This window comes from Paracoccus wurundjeri, from assembly GCF_030678915.1.
Lineage (GTDB): Bacteria > Pseudomonadota > Alphaproteobacteria > Rhodobacterales > Rhodobacteraceae > Paracoccus > Paracoccus onubensis_A.
Genome location: NZ_JAUUTZ010000025.1, coordinates 57720 through 70976, shown reverse-complemented (window position 1 = coordinate 70976; position 13257 = coordinate 57720). Strand labels below are relative to the sequence as shown.

At 56.2% G+C, this 13257-nt stretch carries 14 protein-coding genes, 1 pseudogene and 1 other annotated feature; of the genes and pseudogenes, 6 read left to right on the top strand and 9 right to left on the bottom strand.

All coding sequences use genetic code 11. From position 1 onward, the window contains the following. Positions 1 to 329: 329 nt before the first annotated feature. On the bottom strand, positions 330 to 1586 hold the full coding sequence (locus Q0601_RS19900) for an alkene reductase (RefSeq protein ID WP_305291660.1): 1257 nt from the start codon (positions 1584 to 1586) through the stop codon (positions 330 to 332). Here Q0601_RS19900 and Q0601_RS24745 point away from each other — a divergent pair. Together Q0601_RS24745 and Q0601_RS19895 are read left to right on the top strand one after the other, a co-directional pair. After that, positions 1535 to 1765 (top strand): annotated as a pseudogene (locus tag Q0601_RS24745) (helix-turn-helix domain-containing protein); the annotation flags it as partial. The gene Q0601_RS19900 and the pseudogene Q0601_RS24745 sit on opposite strands and share 52 nt — an antisense overlap. Before the next feature lie 39 nt (positions 1766 to 1804). After that, positions 1805 to 2509, top strand: coding sequence for a substrate binding domain-containing protein (locus tag Q0601_RS19895; RefSeq protein WP_305291659.1), 705 nt, complete (start codon positions 1805 to 1807; stop codon positions 2507 to 2509). A gap of 112 nt (positions 2510 to 2621) precedes the next feature. Here Q0601_RS19895 and Q0601_RS19890 read toward each other — a convergent pair whose 3' ends face one another. Beyond that, a complete protein-coding gene (locus Q0601_RS19890) occupies positions 2622 to 2960 on the bottom strand; it encodes a carboxymuconolactone decarboxylase family protein (RefSeq protein WP_119746404.1) in 339 nt (112 codons plus the stop codon). A gap of 147 nt (positions 2961 to 3107) precedes the next feature. On the opposite strand from Q0601_RS19890, the gene Q0601_RS19885 reads away from it, so the two are divergent. Both Q0601_RS19885 and Q0601_RS19880 read left to right on the top strand, forming a co-directional pair. Then, positions 3108 to 3287: a hypothetical protein gene (locus Q0601_RS19885; protein WP_305291658.1), complete on the top strand. Its 180-nt coding sequence runs from the start codon at positions 3108 to 3110 to the stop codon at positions 3285 to 3287. A gap of 185 nt (positions 3288 to 3472) precedes the next feature. After that, positions 3473 to 4042 (top strand): hypothetical protein, encoded by a 570-nt coding sequence (locus Q0601_RS19880; protein WP_305291657.1) that lies wholly within the window; start codon positions 3473 to 3475, stop codon positions 4040 to 4042. Positions 4043 to 4253: 211 nt separating this feature from the next. Here Q0601_RS19880 and Q0601_RS19875 read toward each other — a convergent pair whose 3' ends face one another. The 3 genes from Q0601_RS19875 to Q0601_RS19865 are packed head-to-tail and all read right to left on the bottom strand — an operon-like array spanning position 4254 to position 6290. Continuing rightward, the gene (locus Q0601_RS19875; RefSeq protein WP_305291656.1) at positions 4254 to 4790 is read right to left on the bottom strand and encodes a hypothetical protein; all 537 of its coding nucleotides are present in this window, start codon (positions 4788 to 4790) and stop codon (positions 4254 to 4256) included. Then, the gene (locus Q0601_RS19870; protein WP_305291655.1) at positions 4766 to 5191 is read right to left on the bottom strand and encodes a lysozyme inhibitor LprI family protein; all 426 of its coding nucleotides are present in this window, start codon (positions 5189 to 5191) and stop codon (positions 4766 to 4768) included. The genes Q0601_RS19875 and Q0601_RS19870 overlap by 25 nt, the downstream gene beginning before the upstream one ends. Further along, the gene (locus Q0601_RS19865) at positions 5181 to 6290 is read right to left on the bottom strand and encodes a transporter substrate-binding domain-containing protein (RefSeq protein WP_305291654.1); all 1110 of its coding nucleotides are present in this window, start codon (positions 6288 to 6290) and stop codon (positions 5181 to 5183) included. Before Q0601_RS19865 ends, Q0601_RS19870 begins: the two co-directional genes overlap by 11 nt. 194 nt (positions 6291 to 6484) lie before the next feature. Between Q0601_RS19865 and Q0601_RS19860 the strand changes: the two genes are divergently transcribed. Then, positions 6485 to 6766 carry a transposase gene (locus Q0601_RS19860; RefSeq protein WP_370656155.1) on the top strand — a complete coding sequence of 94 codons (282 nt, stop codon included), beginning with the start codon at positions 6485 to 6487 and terminating at the stop codon, positions 6764 to 6766. Beyond that, positions 6721 to 6837, top strand: a sequence feature (AL1L pseudoknot). Its footprint overlaps the gene before it by 46 nt. 156 nt (positions 6838 to 6993) lie before the next feature. Here Q0601_RS19860 and Q0601_RS19855 read toward each other — a convergent pair. The 4 genes from Q0601_RS19855 to Q0601_RS19840 are packed head-to-tail and all read right to left on the bottom strand — an operon-like array spanning position 6994 to position 12042. Continuing rightward, positions 6994 to 7956 carry an NAD-dependent epimerase/dehydratase family protein gene (locus tag Q0601_RS19855; protein ID WP_305291652.1) on the bottom strand — a complete coding sequence of 321 codons (963 nt, stop codon included), beginning with the start codon at positions 7954 to 7956 and terminating at the stop codon, positions 6994 to 6996. A gap of 2 nt (positions 7957 to 7958) precedes the next feature. Beyond that, on the bottom strand, positions 7959 to 10310 hold the full coding sequence (locus tag Q0601_RS19850; protein ID WP_305291651.1) for a molybdopterin-dependent oxidoreductase: 2352 nt from the start codon (positions 10308 to 10310) through the stop codon (positions 7959 to 7961). Further along, positions 10307 to 11197 carry a PCC domain-containing protein gene (locus Q0601_RS19845; RefSeq protein ID WP_305291650.1) on the bottom strand — a complete coding sequence of 297 codons (891 nt, stop codon included), beginning with the start codon at positions 11195 to 11197 and terminating at the stop codon, positions 10307 to 10309. Before Q0601_RS19845 ends, Q0601_RS19850 begins: the two co-directional genes overlap by 4 nt. Continuing rightward, a complete protein-coding gene (locus tag Q0601_RS19840; protein ID WP_305291649.1) occupies positions 11194 to 12042 on the bottom strand; it encodes an IclR family transcriptional regulator in 849 nt (282 codons plus the stop codon). Before Q0601_RS19840 ends, Q0601_RS19845 begins: the two co-directional genes overlap by 4 nt. A 176-nt stretch (positions 12043 to 12218) precedes the next feature. On the opposite strand from Q0601_RS19840, the gene Q0601_RS19835 reads away from it, so the two are divergent. Next, positions 12219 to 13226: a TRAP transporter substrate-binding protein gene (locus tag Q0601_RS19835; protein WP_305291648.1), complete on the top strand. Its 1008-nt coding sequence runs from the start codon at positions 12219 to 12221 to the stop codon at positions 13224 to 13226. Positions 13227 to 13257: the final 31 nt, after the last annotated feature.

Here is a 13257-nt window from a genome sequence, read left to right as displayed (position 1 = left end):
CCGTCATGAACCGTTACACCGCTCTCGGCACGCCCGTGACAATGGCCGTAGGATAAGTCTGTCCCGGGAAAGGGAAATTATACCCAAAGCACCTTTTGCGCAACAAAGCCGTCCAGACCCTCCCTTTAAGACGAAAGAAGATCTACAAAGAAACATGCTCTCGATTTGAAATCCGCCGCTTCCATGACGTCCCACGGAAGACCGGTCGAATTTAACTCTCCTGATCATGTCACTTTTCGCTTTCGCTTGCTGATGCGACCGGGGCAGCGGGCGGGAACTCTTGCGAGATGCGCGCTGATCGCTTTTTCCGGCCTGGCCGGGAACTCATTTCATGCCTGTGCCGACGTCAAAAATGGATAGTCAGTGTAGCCTCTGATCCCTTCTCCATAAAAGGTTGCCGGATCGGGGCGATTCAGTTCTGCGCCGACCTTCATTCGGGTAAGAAGATCAGGATTGGCCAGGAAAGGGACCCCGAACGCCACGAGATCAGCATCACCCCCGGCAAGGACACGCTCAGCCTTCTTCCTATTATAGCCACCATTGATGATGATCGCCCCCGGGAACCTGGCCCGGGTAAAACCAGCAACGTTTTCAATGGACACCGGGCCGGCATCATATGAGGCCTTGTTCGCCCCCGTAACGTGAATGTAAGCGATGGACCGCGCGGCAAGCTCGCGGATCAGATAGTCGTAGAGCGCGGGGCGGCCGCTGTCGCGCATCCCGTAATGGACCCCGGCCGGAGACAGGCGGATGGCTACGTGATCGGTGTCCCATTGCGCAATCGCAGCATCGACCACTTCAAGTGTAAGCCGTGCGCGGTTCTCGATGCTGCCGCCATAGGCATCAGACCGGGTGTTGGAACCGTCCTCCAGAAACTGCTGCAGCAGATAGCCATTGGCACCATGAATCTCGACCCCGTCAAAACCTGCCTCGCGTGCATTGCGGGTTGCCTGGGCAAAATCCGCCACGACGCCCGAGATCTCTTCCAGTCCCAGCGCGCGCGGCACGGTGAACGGGACCCGCCCCGAGGGCAGGAAGAAATCTCCTTCCGCCGGGATTGCCGAGGGCGCCACCGGGGCATTTCCACCCATGATCTCAGGATGGGAGACGCGGCCGGGATGCCAGATCTGGTTAAAGATTCGGCTGCCCTTGTCGTGGACGATCTGGGTGATCGGCCGCCAGCCATCGACCTGATCGGCCCGATGAATACCGGGCGCCCGGATGATCCCGTGGGCCTGGTCCGAGATCTGCGTGCATTCGGTAATGATCAGGCCGGCATCGGCGCGCTGAGCGTAGTAGTCGCGCATAAGGATCGTTGGCACGCCATCTTCAGTGGCGCGGGTGCGAGTCATCGGAGCCATGACGGCACGGTTCGAAAGTGCGGCGCCATGCAACTCAAAAGGTGTGAATAGATCAGCCATTGCCTTCCTCTTTCCTCCGGCGCAGACATTGATGTGCATGACACTCATTGTGCCGAAAAAATGCACAATGCGGCCGGTATTCGGTTGCGATATGGCCAATATGAGCCTAATGCATGTGCCGCAGAAGACACTCGAATTGGAAACATCGTTCCATGGCGTGGACAATAGAGGCGCTTGACCTAAACCATTTACGGCTATTCGAACGCGTTGCCGCTCTCGGTGGATTTTCCGCCGCCGCGCGCGCGCTGGGGTTGCCAAAGTCCAGTGTCAGCCGTGCCGTGGCGCTTCTCGAAGCCGCGCTGGGAGCCCGGCTTTTTCAACGCACCACAAGAAGCGTCGTTCTCACCGCCGCGGGTGCGGCGCTGCTCGAGAGATGCGCGCCCATGCTGGAAGGAATCGATGAAGCTGTAGACTATGTGAGCAGCTTTGCCGGCGAGCCGCGCGGTCATATCAAGATTAGCGCCGGGATCGGTTTCGGCGTGAACGTTCTGAGCGAATTGTTGCCGGTGTTTCTTGATCGCTATCCCGAGATTCGGATAACGCTCGACCTGTCGACGCGCCTTGCGGACATGGTCACCGAAGGCATCGATTGCGCCATAAGATTCGGCGCCCTGCCGGACTCGACCCTGGTATCCACCCAGCTTGGCACGATGCACCGTTATCTTTGCGCATCGCCCGCCTATCTAGAAAGGCGTGGCACACCGTTTTTCATAAGCGATCTCGACCATCATGACACGATCGAAATGTCGGCAACCGATGGCCGCCCCCTTGCTTGGGAGTTCCGAAAAAATGGCGAGATACGGCGTATCGTCCCCCGGCCGCGCGTGCTTTTGGACGAGGTGCTGACGATCCACCGGCTGATACGCAAAGGGGCCGGGATCGGCGTGGTCTCAGCATATATTTGTGGTCCGGACATTACAGAGGGGCGATTGATCCGCCTGTTCCCCGACTGGTCACTGCCGCCCCTTCCGGTAAGTCTAGTCTATCCAAGCCGACGCGAACTTGCCCCGGCCGTGCGTGCATTCGCCGATTTCATGAAGGACATGGGAACACGGGGGCAAGCCTGGCAAATTGATCCGCTCATGTAATGAACCAGCTTAGTCCACATCTCACCATTGTCGTGCAAGCATTATTGTATAACTGGTCATTACTTCATTTTCTGAACATTTTTGTCCGCCGATGGCAGCCAATCAATAAGCGTCAGCTCTTATCCGCGTTGTCGAAGGCTTCCAAAGCGCGGGTGGAGTAAACCAGTGCAGCGCCAGCGTTCAGCGCGACGGCCACTCCCAGAGCCTCCGACACTTCCTCTCGGGTCGCCCCTGCTTTTAGTGCCTCATTGGAATGTACCGAGATGCAGCCATCACAGCGGGTTGTCACGGCGACGGCCAACGAGATCAGTTGCCGTGTTTTCTCATCCAAATGACCGGTTTTCTTTCCTGCCCCGCTGGCAGTCATATAACCCTGTACCGTATCCGGCGAAAGTTCTGCCAGTTTACCGACTCCTTGCAGTAAGTGGCTTCTGTTGTCGTTCCAGTCCATTTTGTTTCTCCTGTTACCGATCTAACCGGGGTAGCCTGTGGGCTAACTCCGACACTCGCAATGCTACGATCGTCGTAATGAATCATCCCCGACCGGAACCGGGGGCGATCCGGTCAGGCCAGATCGTTCGAGCCATCTTCAAGATCATTGGCCATCGAGGTCAAGGCAAGCACCACCGTCAAGGCCGGCGATTTCAGAAGCCTGCAAGCTCTGGCCGAGGCTCGTGAAAATCGCTTTGCCTTTGGCGTTGTCCTAGCCGATGGCGCGGATGTCGTGCCATTCGGTGATCGCCTCGCTGCCATTCCGCTATCAAGTTTGTGGGGTTGAGATTCATTGCAAATCTGCAGGTTCACACAATTCAGCTCGCCGCCTTCCACGACGACAGAACGGTGCGCCATATCGGGCCGGGACCGGCTGTTCACTCAGCTTATTGCCCATAGTCTGGAGTCGATAATCAAGATAATGTACAAGAATTGCAAGGAATTGCCACATGAAGAAGGACAGATACCTGCATGGACGCCTACGGCCATCTTCGGATCCTCGTCAGCCTGATCCTTGGCCTGGCAATCACGCGCGTCCTGTCGGGGTTGTCTCGGCGCATTCAGTTTCCCACCCGCACCGAAGGCATGTTCGCCCAGATCACCTGGGCTTTCGTGATCCTGCTCGGTGCCGTGCATTTCTGGTGGTGGGAATTCGGCCTGCGCCGCGTCATAGACTGGCATTTCGGCACCTATGTCTTTATCCTCAGCTATGCCTCACTGCATTTTCTCATGGCCACGCTGCTCTTTCCGGACGCGCTGCCGGAGCACGCCGAGAGCGAAAGCTTTTTCATGCGTCGCCGACGCTGGTTTTACGGTCTTTTCGCGCTGTCTTTCGTCTTCGACCTGTTCGACACCCTGATAAAAGGACAGGCCCATCTGCAAGGGCTGGGACACGAATATCTGTTGCGGCTGTCGTTCGGTATGGTCATCGCGGTAGTGGCACTGCGGGCCAGGACGTTGCGTGGCGTAACCCTCAGCGGGCTTATCTGGCTGGTCTATGATCTCAGCTGGATTGCGCGCCGCCAATACGGTCTCGATTAGAATAACAGCGCGACGCGTTGCATAAATCGACGGAGTCGGCGAGTTCCATGTTACGTCCTCCCCGTCGAAGGATACCGGAAACACATCTGAACATCTCAAGGCCTGACCTGAATCTCCTTGCCTCACGATTAATGCGCAACGGGCATCGCAGCGACCACATCTGTAAGCGAACCGTCGATGACATCGCAACTGATCAGATTGTCGCTACCGCTCAACCGGGCGGAGAAAATATCGACGTTGACCCCTGGTTCTCCCCTGCATCATCGATGATAACATGCGCAAAGCAGGTGGCCAGTTCCTCGGGGGTGCCCAATGCTTCTGCCCATGCGATCAACTCGGGACGATCGGAAGGATCGGCCCAACCGCCCCACACGTCCCGAAATTCCTTGAGGCCATCAATCTCCTCAAAGAAAAACATGCCGACATCGGCTGTCGGCACAGCAGCTTCAACCGCACTCCAATTGCCGCTTTGCAGGTAACTGTAAATCTCGACATCGGAGGGTCGCAGCTGCTCCGAGCCTTCCAGACCTTCCGAAACCGTTTCTGCGATCAGCCTCGTATAGTCCTGCGTACGCGGATCCGTGAGATCCGTATCGACCCCGGCACAGGGGGAATCCGCATAAGCCGCCCCGGCCAGTACCGCAATACCCTGAAACGCAAGGCCGGATACGATCGCTTTAAATCCTGTCATGATCCCTCCGTTCTTTGATCGATTTGCATGGCTCAGCCCGCCGGTGGCAGCGGACAACTCAGATCGCCTTCCGGGCAATCCAGATATAGCCGGAGGGCGTCTATACGTTGTTGCGTCAAGTCGTCGAGACACATTGCCTGAACCATCGGAGCAGCACTGCCACCGGCAACTGCCGAAGCAGAAAAGCTGCATTCGGCATCGCGGAAAGTTATCCAGGCGCGTTCCGCCTGGGCGAGAAGTTCCCTGCTATCGGCGTCGTCATTCAATCGATGCTCGATTTGCTGATATATCCTGTTCAGCTCGGCATCAGAGGCTTGATAAGCCTTTTGCGCACATTCGGTCATCGTCGCCTGGTCTGCCGCATCCTCGCACTGATCCGCGTGAACAGGATGCAGTGTCAGGGCGATAAATGCGAGGCTCAGTAAAACATGTTTCATGAAATTTTCCTTATGGATCATCACCGAAATATTGCTCCCTGATCTGTTCGATGCGGCCGCTTTCATGCGCGCCGATCAATTCGACAGTCAGCGGACGCGTGAGCGGACTCTCGTGAACCAGCCCGAAGACATATTTGTCGGGCGCGAAAATCGGCCCGACCACGGTGACAGGCTGTTGCGGATTGGTATGGGCATAATATTCAAGGACCGGGGCGTCATCGATGATCGCATCAATACGCCCGTTCAGGAGAGCATCGACAGCCTCGTCGATATGCTCGAAAGGACGTGTGTTCATGCCAAGCTCCCGGGCGTAATCATCCGCCGCGCTGCCGGGCTGGACTCCGACGGTACGTCCGGACAGATCTGCCACGCCGTTGATCTGGCTGGTCAGCGACAATGTCGTCATGACGCTGGTGACCGACGAGGTCACATAGGCCAGAACAGCGATGCCGCAGACAAGCCATAACCCTTGCCAGACGCGGCCAAGCCAGCCGAACAGGTTTTTCCGCGATGGCGGTCTGCCAGAGGTTGCGACCGACATGACCGAGTAGAAGCTTTCGGCGATACCATCGCGCCAGCGATGTGGAAAATCCTTGTCGAAATGGCGATCGAACAGCGTCATGAGAAATGTGGCCGCAATGATGACCAGAGCGATCCAGCCATAGGCGCGCAGATGCCCCGTTTCGCTCAGTCCTGAAAGGATATCCGAGAAGCCGGCACTGCGATCATCATTGACCATGATGCGTTGGCCGGCATCGAACCAGGGATGGGTGAAATCGATACGTTCGGCGCGATCCCTCGTCGCGCTCATATTGGTCACGGCAATGTCGACCTCCCCCGAAGCGGTCGCATCCACGAGTTCACCGACATTGTCGAACTCGATATATTCACTTGCCACGTCACGCTGGTCGGACAGCCACTCCCATAAATCGATGGCCATGCCGTGATAATGGCCATCCTCATTCATCACGAATGGCGGGTGAACATAAACGCCGACAGCCAGTGGCGCAGGGGTAGGAGTTGTCTCGATCGTCTCATCAGTTTGTGCATCGGCCGATAATATTCCGGCAGCAACAAGAAGGGCGGCAAATAAAACTGAAACGGCGGGGCGATTGGACATAAGATAACGTAAACGCTTCATTTTTTGTGAAAAGAAAAGGCTTTGCAGGATGTACAAATCACACAACCGGAGGGTTCGTCGTTTGTCAACATTGAACGGCCCCAAGTTTACCGGAGAGTAGAACACTCAAAGGATGAACTCTATGACGAAGCAAAGATTCACCCCCGCCTATCCTGCCGAACTGCGCCAACGCGGTGTTCGGCTTTTCCGAGAGAGCCGCGCCGCCTACGCCAGCGACGCAGCCGCCTATAAGGCGAACGCGCCGAAGCTTGGCTGTTCCGCCCGACAGCCTGCGGGTCTGGTGCCAGCAGGCCGAGCGTGACGCCGGACAGCCCGGCGGACTGACGAGCCCCGAGAAGGACCGGATCAAGGAGATGGAACGTGAGGTCCGGAAACTTCGCCAGGCCAATGAGTTCCTGAAGAAGGCCAGAGCATATTTCGCGGCGGCGGAGCTCGACCGCCCGTTCCGCAAATGATCGCGTTTCTCGACGATCACCGTGGCGTCTTTGGTGTCGGGCCGATCTGCCGGGTTCCGGGGATCACACCATCGACGTATCATGCCTTCAAGGCTGTTGAACATGATCCGGCACTGGCATCGGAGCGCACGATGCACTGCACGATCGCGCAGCGACATCTTGTGGCTCATGATGCAATCTGGACCCGCCCCGCTTTGGTTTCGTTTGCGATCAATTTCACCGGGGCCTTATGTTGCGCCACGATCAGTCGTGGCGGGGTTTAACCATCGCTGGTAGTCTGCTAATCCTTCACGGATATCACCAAATCTTGGCGTAAAGCCGATCAACCTTTCGGCCTTCCCGATATTTAGCGGCGCGCCGCGGTTCAGGAACTTTCCCGGCCCCATCGTTACATGCGGGTCGTAACCAATCAACTCGCGGACTTGCTGCAAAATATCGCTGTGACGGAATGCTGTTCCGCAAGAGATGTTAAAGCTTTCGCCAGCAACATCATCGGCATCAAGAATGTCGATGACGCCCTTGGCCGAATCCCGCACATGGGTCCAGTCGAAAATCTGATCTGCTCCTGAAGGAGTAGACATGCCGGTCATTCCCTCCAGCGGTCCGAACAGCACCTGATAGAGTGCATTCATCTGGGAGGGCCGTTTCCCTGGGCCATAGATAGCGAAGAGCCGCGCATTGCGGACATCCATTCCATAGGTCTCGCCATATTGTAGCGCCAGCACCTCGTTGGCTATCTTGGTTCCGCTATAAAGATCGGTCGCTTTATAGGGTAAATCCTCGGTTTGGTCTCCCGGATGATCTCCATAGACCGCTCCGGAACTCATGTTGACAAATTTTGGCACGCCAAGAACGCGGCAGGCCTCGATCACATTCAACAACCCGACCGTGTTGATCTGTATATTTCGGAAGGGCCGAAGCTGGAATTCCGGCCCGGATATTACGGCGACCCCGAAAATAACCGCCTCAATGTCATAGGCTCGCATCCGATCGTAGAGGGCGTGCGTATCCAAAACGTCAACAGCCTCCAGGTGGATGCGATCACGCAGGGGTGTCAGATAATCATAGTCCATCCTGTCGAACGCTCGTGCACCTAGATCGAACACCGCAACGTCGGTGCCTCGAGAAACCAGATCATGGGTGATCCACGATCCAACATGGCCCAAGCCACCAAAAACCAGTATAGTCATATTCAGGAATCCCGAGTTTGCGCAGCTGAATCTGGAATGTTGCCATGACGATCGTCTGCACCAAAGTAATGAGGCTCGTCATCTGAAAGATCAGAAAACTCCGGTGGATCGAATGGGTTCGGCTCAATCAAATCATCTTCAGCTCGCCGGACTCGGACGAGACAGCTTTGCGCCGTGCATCCTTGGCTCAGCCCTGAGGTTCCCACATCTCGTGTAAGAATATTTGGATTGCCATGACGGTCGCGGCCGGATTCATCCGGATCATACCACGCGCCTGTTGGCATACGAACGACGCCATTCATTATATGATCGGTCACGCTGAGCACGGCAAGGCAGCGCCCGCGCTCGTTCCACAACTCCACGACCTCCCCATCGTTCAGACCGTGCTGGCGTGCATCTTCGGGGCTCATTGCCAAGATAACTCTGCCCCTGGATTTCGCCTTTGAGCTAAAACGGCCAGGGTCCATCTGGCTGTGCAGCTTGTTTGCAGGCTGATCCGTGAGCAAATGCAACTCTTTATCCGATGCACGGCCCAGACATTCGTCTGGCTCCAGCCAGACAGGATGCCCAGGGCAGTCGGGAAGTCCGAAGCCGGCTATCGTTTCCGAGAAGATCTCTAGCAGGCCAGAAGGCGTTGGCAGCGGATGAGAGGTCGGATCGCCACGGTATTTCTCAAGCATAATCCGGCTGCAAGCTGTCGCCGACAGATCAATAAGCCCGTCGCGCCAGAAATTCGAGAATTCCGGCACATCTACTCCCTGCTTCAACCATTGTGATCTCATTTCACCATACATGTGCTCGAGCCATTCCTGCTCGCTGCGCCCTTCTGTGAACTCATCTTCAGTGCCCATCGCATAGGCGAGGTCACTGAAGATCGCGTAATCGGAACGCGCCTCCCCGAGGGGAGCTCGCATCTTCCGCATGGCAACCACAAAACCTTCCTGTGAAGAGTAACCGATATCTTCGCGTTCGGTCGCGACGCTGACCGGCAAGGCAATGTCGGCGCGCTTGGCGCTTGCGGTCCAATAGGGATCCTGGATGACGATGGTCTCTGGCTTTTGCCACGCCTCGTTCAGCCGATTCAGGTCCTGATGGTGATGATAAGGATTACCACCTGCCCAATAAACCAACCGGATATCTGGATAGCGCCTTTCCATTCCGTCATGGATAAAGGTTTTCCCTGGATTCAGGAGCATGTCGGAGATTCGTGCGCAGGGGATATAGGCCTCTACCGGGTTCCTGCCCTGTGACAGCGTCGGCCCTGGCAACTTGCGATGTGAAGAGCCATTGGTGTTCATCGGACCATAGCCCATGGCGAAACCTCCGCCCGGAAGACCGACCTGACCCAACATCGCGGCCAGTGTGATCAGCATCCAGAAGGGCTGCTCGCCATATTGCGCACGTTGCAGCGACCAGGCGATGTTCAGCATCGTCCGCGAAGTCTGCATTTCGCGGCACAGCGCCACAATACGCTCGGCCGGAACACCGGTGATACGTTCGGCCCATTCGGGCGTCTTGGGGATGCCGTCGCTCGTGCCAGTCAGATAGGACAGAAAACGCTCGAAACCGGTTGTGCATCGATCCAAAAAATCCCGGTCATGGGCATCGTCCCGCACCAGTTGCCAAGCCAATGCCAGCATCAGCGCCGTGTCGGAATTTGGACGACAGCGGAGCCATTCGGCTCGGCAAACGGGATCGATATTATCATCACAGGGACCGATATTGAGGAAGCGCACACCCGCCTCAGCCATGGCTCGCAGACCTGGCCCCACCCTGTGATGACCTGCCCCACCGGGCGAGGATTGGGCGTTCTTTGCAGGGACGCCACCAAAGGTCACGAACAGCTCAGTATGTTCAGCCATTACGTCCCATGTCGTGTGGATGGAATGCAGCGTATTCACGTCACAGATCACATGCGGCAAGATGACATGCGCCGCACCAAGTGAATAGGATCCGGTATGCCGAACATAGCCACCGATTGAATTCAGAAACCGGTGCACCTGGCTTTGGGCGTGGTGAAAACGTCCCGCACTGGCCCAGCCATAGGAGCCGCCGAAGATCGCCTCATTGCCATAGGACGTCCTGACACGCTTCAGCTCAGACGAAAGCAATTCGATAGCTTTTGCCCATGATACCTCGACAAAAGGTTCCTTGCCGCGCAATTCGGGGCACGCACCGGGGCCATGTTCCAGCCAACTTCGACGAATGGCAGGCCGCCGAATACGCGCGCGGTCCAACGCAGGATCAATCTGGTGCAACCCGATGGGAGAAGGGTCAGGGTCGCTGGTGAGGGGAGCTAATTGCTGCCCCTCTATCTCGTAGATACCCCAATGGGAAACGGTATAGCGGGTCATTGAGCGGAGCCTTTGGCGTAGCGTTGGATGAATATTTCTGCGCAGATCAGAATGGGGTTCTGTCCTCTGCTGGGCACCCCGAAATGAATGGTTCCCGATGCGTCGATCAGAGCGATCCGCGAATCTACCTGTGGGGAGCCATCGGCGCAGGGGCTGATCGAGCCTTCAAGCCCCAGAATTTCAGTCGGAATGTCGTCTACAGCCACACCGTTATCGAACCGAGCACCGACCGTGCTGCCAATCAAGCTTAGAATACGGCCTTGTGTCACTCCATAGCATCGGCACAGTTTTTCGATTGTGTCGATGAGATCGGCATTCGGCCGAAGTTGTGCAACAATCAGGTCGCCCGTTGTCGGTTGGATCAAGTTTCTCGGAGCGAACAGAGTGAAATTCGTCTCTGCATCCGGACGGGCCGACATCTCGACCTGCTGGCATCCGGTGAAAGTGATGCTGCATTCTTCTGCCAGAACGGATTCGAAGGGGAGAATATGCCCGCCACGCTGATGACCATCCGCATCGTGCCACAGCAAATGCGCATGCAAGAAGGGTGCACCGTCCTTTTCCCCGTATGTGGCGGTTCCCGATTCAATGTGGACAGGTTCGTCACGATGATGGGTATTGCTGTAATAGGCAACGTGATCGAAGCTTTTCGACCAAGTTGGCATAACGAAATTCATCGGCCCCAAGACGATGCCTGACAGATCCAACGCAGCGGCGCGAATGCCTCTGGCAGTCAATTCCGCACCAATCGCATGCATCAGAACCGACCCCGCTGGTAGCGTCAGCGTGCCAGCTACTACATCTCCTGCATGGCTAACCATTTGGCCTGGCTGAACCGGTCCCGGGTGGCGTAATGTGCGGTCTGGATATTGATGGGGCAGAATCATGAGGGTGTCCTTTCGGATCCATTGATGCGGCGCCGTGTTACGGCGCCATCATTCGTGGTTGGGTTGAGATGCAGTGCCACTTCGGAAAAGCGGCTTTCCAACTTGCGTGCTTCTGATTTCAGCATTGCGATGATCTCAGGCTGGCGCTGTTCGTTCAGACGATCTTCGATGGCTCCAATTGACAGAGCTCCAATGACCTGCCCACTGGGGCCATGCACGGCGACACTGATGGCCCATGCCCCACGGTGAAAAATACCACGGTTGATCGCACAACCTCGACGACGCGCCTCGGCAATTGCCTGGCGCAGGACGTCTTCAGTCAGCATTGGATAGTGGCTGTCGTAGTAAGCCCTATGGGTTGCCGAAATCATCTCAACCTCGGCATCAGGTAGACTGGCAAGTATTGCGATACCATGGGCTGCGACGCCCAGCGGATGGCGCTGGCCTATGTTAAGCACATGCGACCGGATCGGATGCAATCCTTCTTCACGTCGCATGCATAGGGTGTGCAGACCCTGCCTGACGCTGAAAAAAGCGGTGTCTTCAGACCGTTCCGCCAGTCGTCGCACCGCTTCATCAGCCATCATGTGGTCGGCAAAACTGTCGGTAGCAATGGTTCCGTAAAGATAAGCCGTCAATCCCAGATGGTATCGGCGAGTGCCTTCGTCTTGCGATACCAGTCCCGCTCGGATCAGCGCAAGCAGCAACCGGCGCGCCGTTGCCTGCTTTAGGCCACTGCTTCGGACGAGATCGTTCAACGTGCTTCCCGTTGCGTGCGACTGCGCAACCAATGCCAACAGATTCGTGGCGCGCTCAATGCTTTGACTTCCCGATGATTCTTCCATCTCTTCCCCATAAACTCCATAATATGGAGTATTTAATTTATCAACCATATGAAATTACGTATAAAAAAACAATGTATATTCTTAATGGCAAGTTGTATTCCATTTTATGGAGGATGTCGCACTCCCGTGCAAACTGGTGTGGCGGCAAATTTAAATCGTCTGGAGGAGGTCAAATCATGAAACGACGCCAATTTATCGGTGCAAGCACCGCCGCACTTGCAGTGCCTGCGTTGTTCAGGCCCGGACGCGCCATGGCTGCCGAGTTTACATACAAGTTCGCGAACAATTTCCCGCTGGGTCATCCCATGAATAACCGGATGGAAGAAGCGCGCGATCGCATCGCCGAGGAAACTGACGGTCGCTTCGCGTTAAAAATCTTCCCCAACAATCAACTCGGTTCGGACACTGATACCTTGAACCAGGTGCGTTCGGGCGCGGTGGAGTTTTTCACTCTGTCGGGAATCATTCTCTCTTCACTGGTGCCTGTTGCGTCGATCAATGGCATGGGCTTCGCCTTCAAGGACACCTCTGAGGTTTGGCAGGCGATGGACGGCGAACTCGGCGCATATGTTCGAAAACAGATTAAAGGCGCGCGCCTGCATGTCATGGACAAGATCTTCAATAATGGGTTTCGTCAGATCACGACCTCAACCGGCCCCATCGAAGGCCCTGATGATCTTGACGGGTTGAAAATCCGCGTGCCGGTCAGCCCGCTCTGGACCTCGATGTTTCAAGCACTTGGTTGCGCACCAGCGAGCATAAACTGGAACGAAGTCTATCCCGCCCTCCAGACCGGCATCGTCGATGCCCAGGAGAACCCGCTATCCACCATCGATGTCGGCAAACTGTTCGAAGTGCAGAAATACTGCTCGCTGACCAACCATATGTGGGATGGGTTCTGGATGCTGGCGAACCAGCGCTCCTGGGATCGCTTGCCCGACGATGTGAAAGAGATTGTCAGCCGCAATATCAATCAAGCTGCCACGGATCAACGGCAAGATATCGATGATCTGAACGCGAATCTACGCAATGCACTGGAAGAACACGGCATGGTCTTCAATAAGCCCGACACCGAGGCAATCCGCGGGCAACTTCGTGAGGCCAAATTCTACGCGGAATGGCGACAGAATTACGGGGACGAAGCCTGGTCCCTGCTGGAGCAGGTAACCGGCTCCCTGGCCTGATCAATATCACTGACCCATTCGGAATGAGTCG

What these genes read in the sequence shown, in the direction of transcription:
- Q0601_RS19895 (WP_305291659.1), top strand. Translation starts at nt 1,805, where the DNA reads ATGCTGGAAGGAATCGATGAAGCTGTAGACTATGTGAGCAGCTTTGCC.
- Q0601_RS19890 (WP_119746404.1), bottom strand. Translation starts at nt 2,960, where the DNA reads ATGGACTGGAACGACAACAGAAGCCACTTACTGCAAGGAGTCGGTAAA.
- Q0601_RS19880 (WP_305291657.1), top strand. Translation starts at nt 3,473, where the DNA reads ATGGACGCCTACGGCCATCTTCGGATCCTCGTCAGCCTGATCCTTGGC.
- Q0601_RS19870 (WP_305291655.1), bottom strand. Translation starts at nt 5,191, where the DNA reads ATGATCCATAAGGAAAATTTCATGAAACATGTTTTACTGAGCCTCGCA.
- Q0601_RS19865 (WP_305291654.1), bottom strand. Translation starts at nt 6,290, where the DNA reads ATGTCCAATCGCCCCGCCGTTTCAGTTTTATTTGCCGCCCTTCTTGTT.
- Q0601_RS19855 (WP_305291652.1), bottom strand. Translation starts at nt 7,956, where the DNA reads ATGACTATACTGGTTTTTGGTGGCTTGGGCCATGTTGGATCGTGGATC.
- Q0601_RS19850 (WP_305291651.1), bottom strand. Translation starts at nt 10,310, where the DNA reads ATGACCCGCTATACCGTTTCCCATTGGGGTATCTACGAGATAGAGGGG.
- Q0601_RS19845 (WP_305291650.1), bottom strand. Translation starts at nt 11,197, where the DNA reads ATGATTCTGCCCCATCAATATCCAGACCGCACATTACGCCACCCGGGA.
- Q0601_RS19840 (WP_305291649.1), bottom strand. Translation starts at nt 12,042, where the DNA reads ATGGAAGAATCATCGGGAAGTCAAAGCATTGAGCGCGCCACGAATCTG.
- Q0601_RS19835 (WP_305291648.1), top strand. Translation starts at nt 12,219, where the DNA reads ATGAAACGACGCCAATTTATCGGTGCAAGCACCGCCGCACTTGCAGTG.